At 55.3% G+C, this 19,525-nt stretch carries 16 protein-coding genes; 13 read left to right on the top strand and 3 right to left on the bottom strand.

Going from position 1 to position 19,525, the window contains the following annotated elements:
* The first annotated feature begins 360 nt into the window (after window positions 1–360).
* The 9 genes from WJU16_RS01830 to WJU16_RS01790 are packed head-to-tail and all read left to right on the top strand — an operon-like array spanning window position 361 to window position 11,487.
* Window positions 361–2,952 carry a TonB-dependent receptor gene (locus WJU16_RS01830; RefSeq protein ID WP_341836624.1) on the top strand — a complete coding sequence of 864 codons (2,592 nt, stop codon included), beginning with the start codon at window positions 361–363 and terminating at the stop codon, window positions 2,950–2,952.
* Window positions 2,949–3,485, top strand: coding sequence for a hypothetical protein (locus WJU16_RS01825; RefSeq protein WP_341836623.1), 537 nt, complete (start codon window positions 2,949–2,951; stop codon window positions 3,483–3,485). Before WJU16_RS01830 ends, WJU16_RS01825 begins: the two co-directional genes overlap by 4 nt.
* A gap of 10 nt (window positions 3,486–3,495) precedes the next feature.
* Window positions 3,496–5,409, top strand: a complete 1,914-nt coding sequence (locus tag WJU16_RS01820) for a RagB/SusD family nutrient uptake outer membrane protein (RefSeq protein WP_341836622.1) — start codon at window positions 3,496–3,498, stop codon at window positions 5,407–5,409.
* Between the two features lie 29 nt (window positions 5,410–5,438).
* Complete coding sequence (locus WJU16_RS01815) at window positions 5,439–6,620, top strand: DUF5000 domain-containing lipoprotein (RefSeq protein WP_341836621.1); 1,182 nt, start codon at window positions 5,439–5,441, stop codon at window positions 6,618–6,620.
* A 21-nt stretch (window positions 6,621–6,641) separates the two neighbouring features.
* Window positions 6,642–7,835, top strand: coding sequence for a DUF4998 domain-containing protein (locus WJU16_RS01810; protein WP_341836620.1), 1,194 nt, complete (start codon window positions 6,642–6,644; stop codon window positions 7,833–7,835).
* Window positions 7,772–8,188 carry a family 43 glycosylhydrolase gene (locus tag WJU16_RS01805; protein ID WP_341836619.1) on the top strand — a complete coding sequence of 139 codons (417 nt, stop codon included), beginning with the start codon at window positions 7,772–7,774 and terminating at the stop codon, window positions 8,186–8,188. Before WJU16_RS01810 ends, WJU16_RS01805 begins: the two co-directional genes overlap by 64 nt.
* Complete coding sequence (locus WJU16_RS01800) at window positions 8,092–8,727, top strand: family 43 glycosylhydrolase (protein WP_341838638.1); 636 nt, start codon at window positions 8,092–8,094, stop codon at window positions 8,725–8,727. The genes WJU16_RS01805 and WJU16_RS01800 overlap by 97 nt, the downstream gene beginning before the upstream one ends.
* 5 nt (window positions 8,728–8,732) lie before the next feature.
* Window positions 8,733–10,463: a family 78 glycoside hydrolase catalytic domain gene (locus WJU16_RS01795; RefSeq protein WP_404980262.1), complete on the top strand. Its 1,731-nt coding sequence runs from the start codon at window positions 8,733–8,735 to the stop codon at window positions 10,461–10,463.
* Window positions 10,348–11,487, top strand: coding sequence for an alpha-L-rhamnosidase C-terminal domain-containing protein (locus WJU16_RS01790; protein WP_404980261.1), 1,140 nt, complete (start codon window positions 10,348–10,350; stop codon window positions 11,485–11,487). Before WJU16_RS01795 ends, WJU16_RS01790 begins: the two co-directional genes overlap by 116 nt.
* Window positions 11,488–11,494: 7 nt before the next feature.
* On the opposite strand, the gene WJU16_RS01785 is transcribed toward WJU16_RS01790, so the two are convergent.
* On the bottom strand, window positions 11,495–12,364 hold the full coding sequence (locus WJU16_RS01785; protein WP_341836617.1) for an AraC family transcriptional regulator: 870 nt from the start codon (window positions 12,362–12,364) through the stop codon (window positions 11,495–11,497).
* A gap of 130 nt (window positions 12,365–12,494) precedes the next feature.
* Here WJU16_RS01785 and WJU16_RS01780 point away from each other — a divergent pair, with 130 nt between their 5' ends.
* The 4 genes from WJU16_RS01780 (at window position 12,495) to WJU16_RS01765 (ending at window position 17,104) form a co-directional block, all read left to right on the top strand.
* Window positions 12,495–13,595: a Gfo/Idh/MocA family oxidoreductase gene (locus tag WJU16_RS01780; RefSeq protein ID WP_341836616.1), complete on the top strand. Its 1,101-nt coding sequence runs from the start codon at window positions 12,495–12,497 to the stop codon at window positions 13,593–13,595.
* A gap of 16 nt (window positions 13,596–13,611) precedes the next feature.
* Entirely contained in the window at window positions 13,612–15,213 is a 1,602-nt protein-coding gene (ilvD, locus tag WJU16_RS01775; protein WP_341836615.1) for a dihydroxy-acid dehydratase, read from the top strand.
* 121 nt (window positions 15,214–15,334) lie between these two features.
* Window positions 15,335–16,165 (top strand): amidohydrolase family protein, encoded by an 831-nt coding sequence (locus WJU16_RS01770; RefSeq protein WP_341836614.1) that lies wholly within the window; start codon window positions 15,335–15,337, stop codon window positions 16,163–16,165.
* An 18-nt stretch (window positions 16,166–16,183) separates the two neighbouring features.
* A complete protein-coding gene (locus tag WJU16_RS01765) occupies window positions 16,184–17,104 on the top strand; it encodes an alpha/beta hydrolase (RefSeq protein ID WP_341836613.1) in 921 nt (306 codons plus the stop codon).
* A 98-nt stretch (window positions 17,105–17,202) separates the two neighbouring features.
* Here WJU16_RS01765 and WJU16_RS01760 read toward each other — a convergent pair whose 3' ends face one another.
* Window positions 17,203–18,450 carry a DUF6620 family protein gene (locus tag WJU16_RS01760; RefSeq protein WP_341836612.1) on the bottom strand — a complete coding sequence of 416 codons (1,248 nt, stop codon included), beginning with the start codon at window positions 18,448–18,450 and terminating at the stop codon, window positions 17,203–17,205.
* A gap of 53 nt (window positions 18,451–18,503) precedes the next feature.
* Window positions 18,504–19,517: an SPFH domain-containing protein gene (locus WJU16_RS01755; RefSeq protein WP_341836611.1), complete on the bottom strand. Its 1,014-nt coding sequence runs from the start codon at window positions 19,515–19,517 to the stop codon at window positions 18,504–18,506.
* Window positions 19,518–19,525: the final 8 nt, after the last annotated feature.

Here is a 19,525-nt window from a genome sequence, read left to right as displayed (position 1 = left end):
TCGCCATTAACACTACCATAAACAAAGGCCGCCATAAGTGCGGCCTTTTCAGTTTTCTATACTCCTCGCGCCCGTATGGAAACTATTTTTATCAAATCAGGTCAAAAATGTACAGGTAAAATCGCAGGAAGTATTGGCAATCCCGGTGAAAACGGAATAGTTTTGAGGAATATTAAAGATCGTACTCGTCTATCATCATTTACCAAAATCTTGCGCGGATTCGCGTTGAACGGCAGAAGCTGAGGGATATATAAAATACAGACAAGAGATCGGATTGAATCTGAAAGAACTGACTGCAGGCATCGCCTGCGGAATGGGGACAATTCATACCATATATGCATGCAGTTTTAAACTAACGTTATGAAGAAACATTTACTGTACAGCACAGTCTGGCTGCTGCTGAGCTTCCTCCTCTATGCCGTGCAGGCCGCCAAAGCCGCACCATGGCAGGAGCGCCCCGGGGTGGAAGTCAAAGGCACCGTAACGGATTCCTCCGGTGCCTTTATGCCGGGCGCCACCATTACCGTTAAAGGTCAGCCAAAGATCGGTACAGCCACCGACCCCAACGGGCGCTTCATCCTCAACGTACCCGACGCCAATGTTACACTCGTTTTCCAGATGATGGGGTACGTTTCCCAGGAAGTGCCGCTGGCAGGAAGGAAAGACCTCCAGGTTACGCTCGGCGTAAACCCTTCCGAACTGGGTGAAGTGGTGGTAGTCGCCTTCGGAAAACAAAAGAAACAAGACATGATCGGGGCCGTTACCTCGGTGAACGTGGAAGACCTGAAAATCCCTTCCAGCAACCTTACCACCGCCCTGGCCGGACAAATCGCCGGTGTGATCGCCTACCAGCGCAGCGGTGAACCGGGCGCCGATAATGCGGACTTCTTCATCCGCGGCGTCACCACCTTCGGATACAAGAAAGACCCGCTGATCCTGATCGACGGGGTAGAGGTAACGAGTACCGACCTTGCACGGCTGCAGCCGGACGATATCGCCAGTTTTTCCATCCTTAAAGACGCCACGGCGACATCGCTTTACGGCGCCCGTGGCGCTAATGGCGTGGTGCTCATCACCACCAAGGAAGGGAAGGAAGGGAAGATCAACGTGACCATCCGACTGGAGAATTCCATTTCTTCCCCCACGCGCAACGTGGAGCTGGCCGATCCCATTACCTACATGAAGCTCGGCAACGAGGCGGTACTTACCCGCAACCCGCTGGGGACGTTGCCTTACGCCCAGAGCAAAATCGATAACACCATCGCCGGCGGGAACCCCGCCGTGTACCCGGCTACCGACTGGCAAGGCATCATGTTCAAGAAATACGCGGTGAACCAGCGCGCCAACCTCAACGCCAGCGGCGGCGGAAAGGTAGCGCGGTATTACCTGGCCGGCACCTTTAACCAGGATAACGGTGTGTTGAATGTAGACGGAAGGAATAACTTCAATTCAAACGTTAACCTGAAAACTTACTCCCTTCGTTCGAACATCAACATCAACATGACCAAAACCACCGAAGTGGTGGTGCGCCTCGCGGGTACATTTGATGATTACAACGGTCCGATCGACGGCGGTACAGACGTTTACAACCAGGTGATGCACACCAATCCCGTGCTCTTCCCGGCATATTTCGAGCCTGATTCCGCCAATGCGCACGTGAAGCATATCCTGTTCGGCAACTATGGCAACGGGCAATACCTGAATCCATACGCCAACCTGATGCGGGGGTACCGGGAATCGTCGAGGTCCAAGATCGATGCGCAGTTTGAACTGAACCAGGACTTTAATTTCATCACGGAAGGGCTTTCGGGCCGCATCGTGTTCAATACATCGCGCTTATCCAGTTTCAACGTCTCGCGGTTCTATTCGCCATTTTACTACATGGTGGGCGCATATGACCGGAAGTCGGATGTGTATCAGTTAATGCCGTTGAATGAAAGCACCGGCACCGAGTACCTCGATTACCGCGAGGGCGGCAAGGAAGTGCGCGCCACTACTTACCTGGAAAGCAGTATCAGTTACCAGCGCCTTTTCGCGAAGAAACATAACCTCAGCGGCACGCTCGTTTCCATCATACGGAACAGCCTCGTCGGCAATGCTGGCGACCTGCAAAGCTCCCTGCCTTTCCGTAACGCCGGGATATCGGGGCGTACCACATATTCTTACGATCAGCGTTATTACGCCGAGTTCAACTTCGGTTACAACGGATCGGAACGTTTTTATAAAACGCAGCGCTTCGGGTTCTTCCCATCGGCGGGCCTGGCCTGGAACGTCTCGAACGAAGCCTTCTGGGAGCCGCTTAAAAACACGATAACACTGCTGAAATTCCGGGGCACATATGGCCTGGTGGGCAATGATGCGATCGGGGATGAGCGCGACCGTTTTTTCTACCTGTCCAACGTCAACATGAACGACGGCGGCCGCGGTGCGGTTTTCGGGACTAACAATGGGTATTCCCGGACCGGGGTTTCGGTTTCGCGGTATGCGAATACGGACATTACCTGGGAGCGCGCGCGGAAAACCAATGTCGGTTTTGAAATGGGATTGTTTGGGAAATTGACGGTGGAGGCAGACTTCTTCCATGAATACCGCTCCAACATCCTGATGAGCCGCAGCTCCGTACCGCCGACCATGGGCCTGTCTGCCGTGGTGCGCGCCAACGTAGGCGAAGCAGCCGCTCGGGGGATCGACGGATCGATGGTGTACGCCGGTCATTTCGGGAACCGCGGCTGGATAAAGGCCCGCGCCAATTTCACGTACGCGACCAGCGAGTTCAAAGTGTATGAGGAACCGCTGTATAACGAAAAGTATCTTTCACGGGTAGGGTATTCGCTTTCCCAGCAATGGGGCTACGTGGCGGAGCGTTTGTTTATCGATGACAAAGAAGTGGCCAATTCCCCCGGCAAAACTTCGGCATCTACCAGGGTGGCGACCTCAAGTACCGCGATATGAACGGCGACGGGCAGATCACTACGCTGGACCGTGTGCCGATGGGCTATCCCACCGATCCGGAGATCATCTACGGCTTCGGGTTTTCCGCGGGTTACGGGAATGTGGACCTTTCCCTTTTCTTCCAGGGATCGGCGCGCTCGTCATTCTGGATCGATCCCGTGGCAACGGCGCCTTTCAATAACGAAACGCAACTGCTGAAAGCATATGCCGACAGTTACTGGTCGGAAGATAACCGCAACAGCTACGCCCTCTGGCCCCGCCTCAGTTCCAACATCATCGGCAATAATACCCAGCGCAGCAACTGGTTCATGCGCGACGGATCGTTCCTCCGCCTGAAATCGCTGGAAGTGGGGTACACGCTGCCCCGTAACGTGATGAAGCGGATGCACCTCTCCAATGCCCGCTTTTACCTGAACAGCCTCAATCTTTTCGCGATCAGCAGCTTCAAGCTGTGGGACGTGGAGATGGGCGCAAACGGCCTCGGTTATCCGGTGCAGCGCACCGTGAATGCAGGCATCCTTTTATCACTTTAATGCAGCAATTATGAAACGCGTCAATTTATACATATGGCTTTACCTTACCTGCATGTGGGCAGGTTGCGGCAAGTACCTGGATGTGGTGCCCGATAACGTGGCCACCATCGAAAACGCTTTTACGAGCAGGACTACCGCCGAAAAATTCCTGTTTACCTGTTATTCCTACCTCCCGGCACATGGTCATGCGGGCGCGGTGCCTTTTCTGGCCGGGGATGAGTTCTGGCTGCCGTATCCGCAGGTGCCGCAGTTTTATGTCAATTATATTTTTGAAGGCGTGGCCATGGGCAACCAGAGCGTCATTTCGCCGCAAATGAATTACTGGGACGGCACCAATGGCGGCAAACCGCTTTTCCGCGCGCTGCGCGACTGCAACATCTTCCTGGAGAATATGCCCGGCGTTCCCGGCATGCAGGAACGGGAGCGCAGGAAGTGGATCGCGGAAGTCAAGTTTCTCAAAGCTTACTATCACTACTGGTTGCTACGCATTTACGGACCCATTCCCATCATCCGTGATAACATCGACATCTCCGCCGGTACAGAGGGCGTGCTGGTGAAGCGCGCGCCGGTCGACAGCTGCTTCAACTACATTGTGCAGCTGCTGGATGAGGCAACGCCGGACCTTCCGCTGCGGCTGGAAAATGAAAACAGTGAAGCCGGGCGCATTACCCGCCCGGGCTTGCTGGCGATCAGGGCGAACGTGCTGGTAGAGGCCGCCAGCCCACTTTTCAATGGGAACACCGATTTCGCCAACCTGAAGAACAAGGACGGGCAGCAACTCTTCAATACCACGCCCGATCAAAGCAAATGGGTGAAAGCGGCGGAGGCCTGCAAGGATGCGGTGGATGCCTGTCACGAAGCGGGGCTGAAGTTATATGAATACAATCCCGCCGTGGTGTCCACGCAATTGTCGGACACCACCATCACGCAGATGAGCATCCGCAATGCCATTGCGGAGAAATGGAACAGCGAAATCGTGTGGGGGAATACCAACAGCATGGCCTGGGAAATCCAGCGGCTGGCGCAGGCAAAAATTGATCCTTCGCGACTGAACAACCTCGGCCTTCGTTCGATGCTGGCGCCTACGCTGAAAATGGCGGAATTGTTTTATTCGAAGAACGGTGTTCCCATCAACGAGGATATTACCTGGGATTATGCCAATCGTTACGAATTGAGAGTCGCGGAAAACGCGCATCGCTACAACCTCATTCCCGGTTATGAAACCGTGGCGCTGCACTTCGACCGGGAGGACCGTTTCTACGCGGATCTCGCCTTCGATGGCGGAGTTTGGTACGGGCAGGGGAAATTTGACGATAAAGATCCCTGGACCGTTCGCGCCAAGTTCAAGCAGCATGCAGGCAAATCGGGGATGTTCCAGTATTCCATCACAGGGTACTGGCCTAAGAAGCTCGTGCATTTCCAGAATGTAATTGAAGCTGGTGATGGCGGCGCGTACACCGTTGTGGAATATCCCTGGCCCGTAATGCGCCTGGCCAACCTGTATCTGTTGTATGCCGAAGCATTGAACGAATCGCAGGGGCCCGTGCCGGAAGCCCTGCATTGGGCTAACCTCGTGCGGGAACGCGCCGGCCTGCCGGGCATCGCCGAGGCATGGGGCACGTACTCCCGCATTCCCGCGAAATATACCACCAAAGAAGGCCTGCGGAGCATCCTGCAACAGGAGCGCCTCATCGAACTGGCTTTCGAAGGCCAGCGTTTCTGGGACGCCCGCCGCTGGAAAAGAGCCACGGAAATGTTCAACACCAGCGTGCAGGGATGGGATATCGGACAGGAGGAAACGCGCCTGTATTACCGCGCCAAAACACTGTATGTGCGCCAGTTCGGCACTCGTGATTACCTCTGGCCCATCAGCGAAAACAATCTCATCCTTAACCGGAACATCGTGCAAAACCCGGGTTGGTAATCGGTATCGCTTACTTTAAAATTTACAACATGAAAATATTCCAATATACAAGATACTTACTGTTCGCCGGCGTTTTGCTGGGTGGATGCAAGGATACGCCCATTGGCCCGCAGGACGATGGCTCCGGCGCCCCCGGGCCGGTGTCGCAGGTGCGGGTGGAGAGGCTCCCCGGCGCGGTGCGGCTGCAATACAATCTACCGGGAGATAAAAATCTCCAGCACGTTAAAGCCGTTGTAGCAATCAACGGCCAGCAGCGCGAGGTGAAAGCGTCGGCCTACCAGCGGGTGCTGGAAATAGCCGGTTTCGGCGATACCGCAGAACATGAAATCAAAATCTATGCGGTCAGCCGTTCAGAAAAACTTTCACAGCCGGTATCGGTGCGTGTACGCCCGCTGGAGCCCCCTGTTATGTCGGTATTTGCTTCACTGGATATGAAGGAAGATTTCGGCGGCGCCACCGTGCAGTTCGCCAACGATGCGGAAGCGGATATCAGCATCGTTATGTTGACGAAAAATGATGCCGGTGAATGGGTGGACGAAGATGTGCTGTATACCAAAAAGAAAAACGGCTATTACGCGGTGCGCGGTTTCGATACCATTCCCCGAATGTTTGGCGCGTACGTCCGCGATCGGTGGAACAACCGATCGGACACGCTCGTGAAGGAACTCAAACCGGTTTTTGAAAAGCAGCTCGACCGGAGGAATTTCTTCGAATATTATTTGCCGACCGATGAAAAAGCGGCCTGGAGCTGGTGGATGCCGAATATCTGGGATGGCGTCATCGTCAACAATTCGAACGTAGATAAACCCGGTTTCCATACCGCGCCCGGCAGGTGGCCGCAATGGTTCACCTTCAGCCTGGGCGTAAAAGCCAAACTCAGCCGCTTCCGTTTCTGGCAGCGCGGAGCGTGGATTTCGTTCACCGACCGGAACATCAGAAAATTCGAGCTGTATGGCAGCAACGACCCCGCGAAAGATGGCAGCTGGGACGGCTGGGAGCTCCTGCTGCAGGGGGAATCGGTGAAGCCTTCCGGCCTGCCCATGGGTACGAATACGGCGGAAGACCTGGCGCTGATTGGCGCGGGTGAAGAGTTCGTATTCCCGCCGGGAACGCCGGAAGTAAAATACATCCGAATGAAAGTGCTGGAAACCTGGGGTAACAACGACAGCTTTTACATCATGCAGGTAGCATTCTGGGGTACCGATCTTTAAACAGTCAAATTGTAGATTAACATGAAACATCCATATAAATGGTTCATCGCGGCAGCCGCAATCCTGGCCGGTTGCAGCAAGCCGGGCATGCTGGACGAAGTGCTGGGAAGGGGAGAGATCGTTTATCCCGGTAAGGCGGATACCGTGATCGTGAACGGCGGTAAAGAGCGCCTGGAACTGATCTGGACAACCACCGACAGCCGCATCACCCACTACCGCGTATTCTGGAACAACGGTTCGGATTCGGCGGAAGTGAATGCCGCGCATGGCCACGATCAATTGTCGGACACCACGCGCTTCCTCCTGGAACGACTGCCCGAGGCCCGGTATGTTTTTAACGTCGTGAGCTTCGACGCTTCCGGTAACCGGTCCATCAAAGCCGAAGCCGAGGGCGCTACTTACGGAAATATGTTCCGCAACGCCCTTCTCAACAGGGGCCTCAGAAGAGCCGTGGTAGCGCCCGGCGGCGACGCGGAGCTGGACTGGATGCCGGCCGACAGCCTGGAAAACATTACCACGCTGCGCTATACGGACAATGCCGGCGCTACGCAAACCGTGCAGGTTTCGCCCGCAGACTTGCAGACAACCCTCGCCAACTATAAATCCGGTACGCCTTTCAGCTATAGCACGGCTTACCGCCCGGAGAAAAGCGCGCTCGATACTTTTTACGCTAAAACGGAAACGGCCGTCAGCCTGGTGCCGGTAGACAAATCGACGTTCAGCCCGCTCATGCTGCCCGGCGACGCGGGAACGGCCTGGGGTTGGATCCTGCCTTATCTCTGGGACGACAACATCGCGGAAGGACGGGGGTATCACACGCCAGATCTCAACCTGCCGCAGCATTTCAACTTCGACCTGGGCGTAACCGTGGAGCTGCGGGAAATGAAATGGTGGCAACGGCAAGGCGCCACTAATATCTTCAACGGCGGCAATCCCAAACGGCTCGAAGTCTGGGGCAGCAACAACCCCTCGCCCGACGGCAGCTACACGGGCTGGACGCTCATCCAGGACTGCCGCAGCGTAAAGCCTTCAGGCGCGGCAGTAGGCACCATTACCCAACAGGATGCAGATTATGCCGCTGCCGGTGAATTGTTTAAATTTCCTGAAGGCACACCGCCTTATCGTTACATCAGGATTAAAATTTTGGAAAGATGGTCAACCACGTCGAGAAACATACACATGATGGAAGTATCGTTTTGGGCAAAGCCCTTCTGATCGCGCTGCTGCTTTGCTGCGGCGGCCTCAGGGCCCAGCAGAAAACCACGGACCTCGCGATCCGCGATCCTTTTGTCATTGCACACGCGCCTGACAGCTGCTATTACATGTACGCGAATGCCAATCCGCATATCGCGGTCTATAAAAGCCGCGACCTGCAAACCTGGGAGAAAGCCGGGAACGCCTTCTCCGCCTCGGAAAGCTTCTGGGGCAGGCAGGACTTCTGGGCACCGGACGTGTATGCCTGGCGCAATAAATTTTACATGTTCACCACTTTCAGCGCTCCGGGCGTAAAAGAGGCACTTCCATCCTGGAAGCCAGCCATCCCGCTGGTCCTTTTACGCCGCTGGTGAACCGCGCGGCCACACCGGCAAACATGATGGCCCTCGACGGGATTTTATACATAGACGAAAAAGGCGCACCCTGGTTGGTATATTGCCACGAGTGGCTGGAGGTGACGGACGGGCGCATCTTGGCCCAGCGCCTGGCGCCCGACTTGAAGGCCGTAAAAGGCAAGCCCGTGGAGCTGCTTCGGGCCGGCACGGCACCCTGGGCAGGTCCGATCAAAAGCCAGGGAATCGAAGGATACGTGACCGATGCGCCGTTTTTTCATCGCACGAAGAACGGGGAATTGCTGATGTTATGGAGCAGTTTCACGAAGAACGGGAAGTATGCGATCGGGGTGGCGCGGTCCGCCAGCGGTCAATTGCATGGCCCCTGGCGACATGATCCCGAGCCACTGAACACCGACGATGGCGGCCATTCCATGCTGTTCCGGGATTTCAACGGGCAATTACGCATTTCCTACCACGCTCCGAATACGGCGCCTGATACACGGGTACGTATTTACAGCGTGGAAGAACACAACGGAAAATTGAACATCATTCAATAAGAACCATGCAGATAAGAAATATTATGTTGGCGCTGGCGGTCGTATTGTGGCCATTGGGCAACGCATCGGCTCAACAGGGAGGAATAAGGCCCGCGCAGCTGACTTGCGAGTACCAGGCGCAGCCGCTGGGGATTGATATCCAAAAGCCCCGGCTCAGCTGGACGCTCACGGGCACGGGCCGCAACCTCCGGCAAACGGCATACGAAATCATCGTCAGCAGCTCCGCCGGAAATGCGCGCGCATTAAAAGGAGATGTCTGGCAAAGCGGGAAAATTACATCTTCAGAAAATATTCATATCACCTTCAACGGCGCAGCCCTTCAGTCTTTCACGCGATACTGGTGGCGGGTGAAAGTATACGATGCCAACGATAAAGCCTCGGCATGGAGCGCCCCGCAGTGGTTTGAAACGGCTATGCTCCAATCCGGGGAATGGGTGGGCGAATGGATTGGCGACGGCAGCCCGCAATTCGAAAAGCCGGAAGATTTTTACAAAGACGATCCGATGCCGCTGTTCCGCAAAACCTTCCTTCCGGCTAAAAAAGTAACCGCCGCACGGTTGTACATCAGCGGGGTGGGATATTACGAAGCTTATCTCAATGGTAAGAAAATAAGCGACCACGTGCTGGATCCGGGCTGGACTTCTTACGACAAGCGCGTCTTGTATGCCGTGCACGACATTGCCGCGCTGATGCAACCCGGTCAGAATACCGCCGGCATCATGGTTGGAAATGGTTGGTACAATCCGTTGCCGCTGCAGCTTTGGGGCGCCCGCAACTGGCGCGATTTCCTCCCGACCGGCAGACCCTGCGTAAAGGCGATGATCCGCCTCACTTATGCCGACGGCACCACGGAAGCTATCACAACCGATAATTCCTGGCAAACCGCACCAGGACCGGTAATTCGCAACAACGTATATCTCGGTGAGCATTACGATGCGCGCAAAGAAGTAAAGAACTGGGCTGCGGCAAATCCCACCGGCAGCTGGAAGGATGCTGTTCCCGTAACAGGCCCCAACGGAATATTGCAAGCGCAACAGCAACCACCCATCCGGGTAACGAAAGTACTGCAGCCGCGCAGCATCCGGGAAGTAAAACCCGGTGTGTATCTGCTCGATATGGGGCAGAATTTCGCGGGAGTCGTGCGCATCCATGTACAAGGCCCCGCCGGACGGCAAGTGGTGCTCCGCTTCGGGGAAGACACGCTGAAGAACGGGGAAATAAACGTCATGACTTCAGTTGCCGGGCAAATTAAAAACAATAACGGAGGCCCCGGCGCACCGCCTGTTGCGTGGCAGGAAGACCGGTATACGCTGAAGGGCGCAGGCCGGGAAACCTGGTCGCCGCGCTTCACCTACCACGGCTTCCGGTATGTGGAAGTGACCGGCTGGCCGGGAAAACCCGCCATTGGCGATATAGTAGGCCTGCGGATGAATGCGGACCTCCAGCCTGGTGGCCACTTCACCAGCTCCAACGCGATGTTCAACCGGCTGGATGAAAATATCCAATGGACGTTCCTTAGCAATGTTTTCAGCGTTCAATCTGATTGCCCCGCGCGCGAAAAAACTGGCCTACCCGGGCGATATTTTCTGCAGCGCGGGCGCGTTCATACATCATTATCAAATGCCGCTGTTCTACACAAAAACCGTCCGCGACATCGCCGATGCGCAACGCGCGCAGGGCGGCATCACCGAAACCGCGCCTTACGTCGGGATCAAAGACGCCAGTCCCGGGGATGATTCCGGTCCGCTGGGCTTCCAGGCTGGTTTCCCTTACCTGGTGAAGAAAATGTACGCGCATTACGGCGACCGGCGCATCGTGGAAGAAAACTATCCGGCCTTGCAAAAACAATTGAAATTCCTGTCGTCCCGCGCACGGAATCACCTATTCGAAACTGAGGACCTGGGCGATCACGAGTCGCTGGATGAAAGGGCCATCCCGCTTACCGCTTCGGTATTCTACGCGCTGCATGCGTCCATGCTGGCGGAATTCGCGGCTATCCTCGGAAAAGAAGCGGAAGCAGCGGAGTATGCGGCCTTGTTTGAAAACATCCGCCGGGCGATTGTAGATAGGTTTTATCAATCTGCTACCGGCACATTTGAAAAAGGGACACAAACCGCGCAGATCATCGCGTTATGGGCGGGGATACCAGAAAAAGCGGAAGAGGAGAAATCGGTAACGGCGCTCGTGAAAGCGTTTGAAAGGAAGGATTGGCACCTGTCCACAGGTATTTTCGGCACCAAAATGATGTTTGATGTGCTGCGGGAAAGGGATTTGAACGACATGGCCTACCGCATCGCCGACCAGCGGACCTTCCCGGGCTGGGGACATATGATTGAAAACGGCGCCACCACCTTGTGGGAGACCTGGCGATATTCCGACAACACTTACTCGCAAAACCATCCCATGTTCGGATCGGTGGGCGACTGGTTTTACCTTTCCCTGCTTGGCATCAACCCCGCCGCGCCTGGGTACCGAAAAATCACGCTGAAGCCGCAACCCGCAGGGGATCTGAATTTCGCGAAAGGCGATGTGCTGAGCCCATACGGTAAAATCGGCAGCCACTGGACGATCAGCAATGGCGTGTTTACCCTACGGGCGGAGATCCCCGTCAACACGACCGCGGAAATCCACATCCCCACACGTTTTGGTACGGTGGTGAAGGAAAGCGGGAAGCCCGTGCAGCCGCAACGTACGGAGCAGGGGAGCGCGGTGTTTGCTGTGGGATCGGGGAGTTATGTGTTTGAAACGGCTGGAAGATAGATGCGAGTTACCGGTTATTGTACGCCTGCTTGAAGGCTTTGGGCGTCATCTGTTTCATGGCTTTGAATTGACGGTTGAAGTACGCAATGTTGTTGTACCCGCTCATGAAACAGATTTCGGTTATGCTCACATCGCCCTCGATGAGCATTTTGCAGGCATGCCCGATGCGGATTTCATTGAGGAAATGCGTGAAATTTTTGCGGGTGTGCTTCCGGAAGTAGCGGCAGAAAGTCGAAGGGCACATGTTCAGGATACCGGAGATGTCGTCAAGCGAAATAGGTTGGGTAAAGTGTTGCATGACATATTCGTAGATCTTGTTGATGCGTTCCGAATCCCGCATATGCGTTCCGGTGGCGCCCTGGTTGCTGAGTGTGTGCAGATCGCCGGCGCCGATGCTGATCTGGTGCAATAACTGCAGAAGATGCAACAGCTTTTCCATACCGCTTATCTGCCGGATGCGCAGCATCATCTCCGCCACCCGGTCGCGCGTGGCCCCGGTTATGGCGATGCCGAGCACGGATTTGTCCAGGAGTTTGCGCACCTGCAATGCCTCCGGAACGCCGAAGAAACGCTCGCCCAGGAACTCCGCGGTAAATTGAACCACCACGGATTCCGCTACCAGCCCGGCATCGCGTTCGTAATGCGCCGCGTCGCAACGGTACCAGTGCGGGATGTTGGGGCCCAGCAGCACGAGATCGCCTTGTGAGAAATCGCAGATATGGTCGCCCACAAACCGCTTCCCGGTGCCCCGCATCACCAGCACCAGCTCAAATTCTGGGTGGAAGTGCCAGGGAGCCGTAAAATGGGCGGACCGGAATTCCTGCACAGCGAAAGAGGAATCCGTGAATACAGGAACTTTTTGAAGGATTGCTTTCATATGTTGGTGTCTGTACCACAAGATAGTTATTTGTGGAATTTGCCAAAATATTGGTCAAAATAGTATAGGTAATAACGCCCAAAGGATGGGTGGACCGCTTGTTTTTTAGATAGTTTTGAAACCAGTTTAAATGAAGAATATCATGGTACCCGAAGAGATGGATTATGCTCCGCAGATGCCTCTAAAAGCCACTCCCATCGCCGTTATTGGCGCCGGGGGCATCGTGCGCGACGCGCATTTGCCCGCCTACCGGAAAGCGGGCTGGGTTATTGCCGGTATCTGCGATCCTTTGCCGGAAAAGGCGGAAGCGCTGGCCCTGGAATTCAATATCCCCCGCGTGTTTACCGATATCGACGCTATGGTACAGGCGATGCCGGCCGGAACGGTGTACGATATCGCGGTACCCGCTGCCGCGCTGCCGGGTGTGCTGAGCCGCCTGCCGCAGAAATCGGTGGTCATGATGCAAAAACCTATGGGTGAAAACATCGCGGAGGCGGAAGAAATCGTGCGCATCTGCCGGGAGAAGGGTTTTACCGCCGCCGTCAATTTCCAGATGCGTTTCATCCCCGCGGTGCAACTCGCCAAAAAAGTCGTGGAAAACGGCCTGATCGGGGAGCTGCACGACATGGAGATCCGAATGAACATCTACCATCCCTGGCACCTATGGGAATTCCTGTTTGGCATTCCGCGGATGGAAATGCTTTATCATAGCATCCATTACATGGACATGATCCGGTACTTCTTCGGCGACCCCGCCAAAGTATACGCCAAAACGCTGAAACACCCGAAAATGATGCAGCTGGCTTCCACGCGATCGGTTATCCTGATGGAATACGACGATATCATCCGCGCTTTCGTCAATACCAACCACGGGCACGAATTCGGGTTGAAATACCAGGATTCTTTTATCAAGCTCGAAGGCACCAAAGGCGCCATCCGAACAACCCTTGGCATGAACCTCGATTACCCCAGCGGCGTCCCGGATACATTCGAGTATGCTGTGCTGGAACCCGGGAAATCGCCGGAATGGAAGACAGTCGCGTTGAACGGCACCTGGTTCCCCGATGCATTCACCGGCTCCATGGCCAACCTGCTGTGCTACGCAGAAGGTTCCGCCCCAGTGCTTGTCAACAGCATCGACAGCGCCTGGCGCACTATGCAGCTGGTGGAAGCCGCATACCTGTCCAGCGACCAGGGCGGTACCACCATTCCCTATTCACCCATGCGCTGAAAAATATTAGAACGTTATGAACAACAAGATGAACAAATACAGCAGGGTGCTGACGGAAGATGTCAGCCAGCCCTCTTCCCGCGCCATGCTCCATGCGACCGGACTTACCAAAGCTGATTTCAGCAAAGCGCAGGTCGGGATCGTGAGTTCCTGGTTCGAGGGGAATCCCTGCAACATGCACCTGAACGACCTGTCGAAACTGGTGAAGCAGGGGATGGAAGATGTGGGGCTGGTGGGGATGATGTTCAATACCATCGGCGTGAGCGACGCCATGTCGATGGGTACCACCGGCATGCGCTATTCCCTTCCTTCCCGCGATATCATTGCCGATTCGATAGAAACCGTAGTGAGCGCGCAATGGTACGACGGCGTAGTGTCCGTCATGGGCTGCGACAAAAATATGCCCGGCGCCGTGATGGCCATGTGCCGGCTCAACCGCCCGTCGATCCTCGTCTATGGCGGTACGATCCATTCCGGTAATTACAAGGGGAAAAAGATCAATGTGCTTTCCACACTGGAAGCATACGGACAGCGGATTGCGGGGGAATTATCGGTGGAGGATTTTGAGGGGATCATTGCAAATGCCTGTCCGGGCGCGGGCGCCTGCGGCGGGATGTACACGGCCAACACGATGTCGGCCGCTATTGAAGCCCTGGGCCTGAGCCTGCCGTACAGTGCCTCCAATCCCGCGGTCAGCGAGGAAAAGAAGGAGGAATGCCTGCGGGTGGGCAAGGCTTTGCACCACCTGTTACAGGAAGATATAAAACCCAGTGACATTCTTTCCAAAAAATCCTTCGAAAACGCCATTACGATCACCATGGCGCTGGGCGGATCCACCAACGCTGTGCTGCACTTGATCGCCATCGCCCGCTGCATCGGGCTGGACCTTCAACTGGCCGACTTCCAGCGCATCAGCAACAGCACCCCGCTGCTGGCGGACCTGAAGCCCAGCGGAAAATACCTCATGGAAGACGTTCACGCCGCAGGCGGCATACCCGCCGTGATCAAAACCCTGCTCAACGCGGGCTACCTCCACGGCGACTGCATGACGGTAACGGGGCGTACACTGGCGGAGAACCATGAAAACATTGCGCCATTGCCGTTGGAGTCCGGTATCCTCATGCCTTTTGACAAACCCCTCAAGAAAAGCGGCCATTTGCAGATATTGTTCGGGAACCTGGCGCCGGAGGGGGCTGTTGCCAAGATCACCGGCAAGGAAGGCGAAACTTTCGAAGGCCCCGCCCGCGTCTACAACGACGAATTCAGCGCCATCCGTTCGCTGGAGCAAGGTGAAGTGAAAAGAGGCGATGTGATCGTGATCCGCTACGAAGGCCCGAAAGGCGGCCCGGGCATGCCGGAAATGCTGAAAGTGACGGCAGCCGTGATGGGCGCGGGTTTGGGCAATACCGTTGCAGTGATCACCGACGGCCGCTTTTCCGGCGGCACCCACGGTTTCGTGATCGGCCACATCACCCCCGAAGCTTTCGACGGCGGCACAATCGCCCTGCTGAAGGACGGCGACATTATTTCCATCGATGCCACAAACAATAGCATCAGCGTACAATTGAGTGAAGCGGAAATCGACGGTCGCCGCGCGGCGTGGACGGCCCCCCGTTAAAATATGACACCGGTATTTTGTATAAATATTGTCTTACCGTATCTTCTGCCTCGGAAGGCTGCGTTACCGACGGTGGCGGGATATTGAAAAAGAAAAACCCTTCCGTTAAAAAGACGGCTTCATGAAGATGATCGATACGCACCTGCATCTCTGGGATACGGCAAGGTTGCATTATCTCTGGCTGCAGGAACTGCCGCAGCTGCAGGGCGCTTTTCTTACGGAACAGTACCGGCAGGCGACGGCAGGGCTTGAAGTGGATAGGATGATATTCGTCCAATGCGAGTGTCTGCCGGATGAAAACCTGGCGGAAATGGACCTGGTGCTGGAACAAGCCGCGCTGGACCCGCGCATCGCCGGGATGGTGGCATACGCGGCACTTGAACAGGGAGCGGCTTCCCTGCAAGCGTTTACCGGCAAGCCCTTCGTCAAGGGTATCCGCAGGATGTACGACGATTCCCCCGGCATCTGTTGCAGCCCGCTTTTCCTGGAATCGGCGCGGGCGATGCCGTTGCACGGCCTTAGTATGGACATCAGCGCCCAGCCGCATGCGCTTGCAGATACAGCCCGTATGATCACGCAATGTCCGGATACGCAATTCATCCTCGATCATCTCGGAAAACCCGCCATCAGAGGCAAACAGCTGGAAGTTTTTAAGCGGGACATGGATATGCTGGCGAAGTTTCCAAACCTGGCAGCCAAACTTTCCGGCCTTATCACGGAAGCCGCATGGCATCAGTGGCAAGTGGAGGAAATCGCGCCTTATATTCATCATGCCATCAGCTGCTTTGGCGAAGATCGGCTCATGTTCGGCGGGGATTGGCCGGTGGTGCTGCTTGCGGGCAATTGGGCAAAGTGGGTCGAAGCACTGCGGGAAATCCTCGCGGATTATCCCGTTGCCGTGCAGGAGAAAATCTGGTACGGTAATGCCACCCGTTTTTATCGCCTGGATTAATTTTTAACTTTCCTCGATATGCTTCACTTCCGGAACATCTGCCTGCTCATTTTACTCGCTACATCGCCTTTTTCAGTAACAGCGCAACAGGTAGTGCCGCTCTACGACGGCAAGGCGCCCGGCTGGCTGCCCGCGGCTGCAACGGTGAAAGAGAACATCCGGACGGACAAAACAGTAGGCCTGCTCGTGTCTTCCATTACCGAACCCACGCTGGAAGTGTTTTTGCCGGAAGAAGGGAAGAAGAACGGCACTGCTGTCATCATTTGCCCCGGTGGCGGATATGGTGTTTTGTTGCTCAACCGCGAAGGCCGTGATGTGGCGAAAGCATTTAACGGTTCCGGAGTCGCCGCTTTTGTATTGAAATACCGGCTTCCTTCCACCGCGCTTTTCTCTGATCCGGTTAATGTTCCATTACAGGATGCGCAGCGCGCCATTCAGATCGTAAGGGAGCGCGCGGAAGAATGGAAGATTGATCCGCGAAAAGTAGGCATCATGGGCTTTTCCGCCGGCGGGCACCTCGCCGCTACGGCAGGTACGCACTTCGACAGGCCGGTTATCGGCGCCAAACCCGGAGTTAGCCTCCGTCCCGATTTTATGCTCCTCATTAACCCCGTCATCAGTTTCACCGACAGCATTGGCCACGCCGGTTCGCGGCGCAATCTGCTGGGGCCTTCACCCGCACCTTCGCAAGTGCGCTGGTTTTCCAACGAATTGCAAGTGACTGCCCAAACGCCGCCTGCATTTCTCGTGCATGCCGGCGATGATACTGTGGTAGGGGAGAAAAACAGCCTGCTGTTTTACCAGGCGCTCAGGGCGCATAACATCCCGGGTTCGCTGCACATTTACCAGAAAGGAGAGCACGGATTCCTCAAAGATCTCGGGTTCGGTGAATGGTTCGGTCGCTGCCTGTTCTGGATGCAACAAGCCGGCTGGATGTAGTCTTATCTAAATTGATTTTGCATTGACTATTGATTGGAATACAATAACGGCCGCCTCCGAGGGGAGGCGGCCGTTGACCTGTAATTTCAATGCAATGCTTAGAAGCTGATGTCGCTTCCGGTGCCTGCGGAGGCAAATTCCGCGTTGTATTTTTCCATCAGGGGCGACATCTTCATTGCCAGGGTAAGATCACTGCCCATCTTCGGCGCCCAGTGCGCTCCCACCATGCTCCAATCCGTCACCGACAATCCGTACTGCTTCAGCACCGACGCGGCGTCGATCCCTTGCGTGCTGGCCATATTCTGATGGCACATGATCTTGATGTAAAGCTCAAAATCGTTCTTCACTTTATCCGCTTCGCCCGAACCCTGCGCCGCACCGCCGCCTGCCTGTGCAAACCGGCCCATATTGGGATTGGTGAACGCGTCGCCGTAAACTTTGGAAATCGCGAACGTAGTGTCTTGCGACATCCGCGCCATCCATTCCGCCGATACTTCATCCCAAACAGGTTTTTCCGTTTCCAGGACTTTCAACACTTCAGCGAGCGGTCGGCCATTTGAAATCTGGACGTTCGCGGCGGCCCAATCCTCCAGGCTGATGCCTTTGATGGGGTCGAGCAGTCCGCCGGATTGGGCGGCGGCGATGTTTTCGCTCATCGCTGCCTCCATTTTTTTGGATTGCTCATCCAGTAGTGACTGCGCTTCGGCGATGCCTACGGTCACACTGCGCCGCGCCCGTTCGATGGCGTAGTTGACATGCGCGAGGCTTTCGAAACCGGCGGCTTTGATGCTGGCGTCGTTATTCTCCTGCGCGAGGGCTTCCAATTCCGATGCCACTTCGAATGCATCCCGGTTGAGGTATTGCTCCGGAAGTGTAAAGGGTATGATGGCGCAATTGCGCAGGGAGCTGCCGTAGTAGTGGCCTACCCAGGTATTGCTGCTGTCTTCGCCGTAAGATCGCACCCAGGGAGAGGGTGTGTCGAGCGTTTCGGCGAGATAGAGATATTCTTTCCCGTCGTCGGTCAGGCGATAACCGAAAGGCAGGTATTCGTTCGTGAACGGGGATTGCAGGAATCTTTTGAAGATATCTTCTTTCCTGTTTTTGGCTTCGTTCCAGTCGATCACTTCGATGGTGGAGCGATTGAAGTCGCCCTTTTTATCGGCCACTGTAAGGAATTCTACTTTCTTGCCTTTGTACTTCGAAACAATCTGTTGCACCACAGCAGCCTCCGGTGCATCCCGGCTGATCGACTGGTCGATGAGCGGCAATACGGAATCGGCGAACTGGCCGAGGCCCCTGGATTTGAAACTGGCAGGGTGGTCTACTAATGAATACCTTTCTTCCATGGTTTGTTAGCTTTTGTATGATTTGCGAATGATGAATTGTGGGTAAGAAGGATTTATAACTGCGAGAGTATTTCCTGTTTTTTGGCGGTGTATTCCTGCTCATTGATAAGCCCTGCTTCGAACATCTTTTTCAGGCGCGACAGTTTTTCCATGGGATCGTCTGCCGGAGGGGGCGCGGGGGTGGGCGTTTGCGGCGTTGTCTGTTGTTGCATCATCTGGCCGAAGATCTTACCCATTTCCATACCCATGCCCATTTGCATGCCGGGGTTCCCTTGTCCTTCGTTCCGCGCCATGTCGCGCATGGCCTGCAGTTGCTGGTGCTGCGCATAGTCGATCCCCAGCGCCTTGAGTGCCTGGGCTTCTGCGGTCATATCCGAAATACGGCCGATGCGCTCCTGTGTGGCGGGATCGAACCGGGTGCCTTCGATGTTGAAATCGAGCAGCTGAAATCCCAGTGTCCCGAAAATCGGCGCTACGGCGGATGAACAGAACGCTGCAATGGCATTGCGGTGTTTGTCGATCTCCGTATATCCGAAGGATGCATTGGCGAGGTAATCGCTCATGGGTTGGGTGATACGCGATAAAAGCACTTTCTGGATATCGCGCACCGGGTATACTGCCGCGCCTGCCACCACCTGCCGGAAGAATGCCGCGGGTTCCGCGATGCGGAACGAGAAATTGCCGAAAGCTCCCACGCCAACGGGGAATTTGTAATGCGGGTCTACATAGGTAATGGGTGCCGGCGTGCCCCATCGCTGGTTGAGCAGGTCGGCTTTCCGGAAAAAGTACAGCCCCGCTTTATGGAACGATTCGAACTTGTATAAAGCGTTTTTTATATTGGTCCAAAAGGGGACGTTGGCGGTTTCCAGGTTGTACAAACCTTCTTCCGTGAAAACGCCTTCCACCTTTCCTTCATACACAAAAATGCAACCCTGGCCGGGGCCCACAATCAATTTGGAGGCATTTTTTATTTCGTCACCCGCTTCCGTCCAGCGTTCGAATAAAAGGTCCGGTGCCGGATCGGACCATTCAATGACGGAGCGTAACTGACCAGATAATATTGACATGGTTTATG

Source organism: Chitinophaga pollutisoli (genome assembly GCF_038396755.1).
Taxonomy (GTDB): domain Bacteria; phylum Bacteroidota; class Bacteroidia; order Chitinophagales; family Chitinophagaceae; genus Chitinophaga; species Chitinophaga pollutisoli.
Note: the sequence above shows the minus strand (reverse complement) of the source record. Positions and strands in the feature narration are given on the sequence as shown.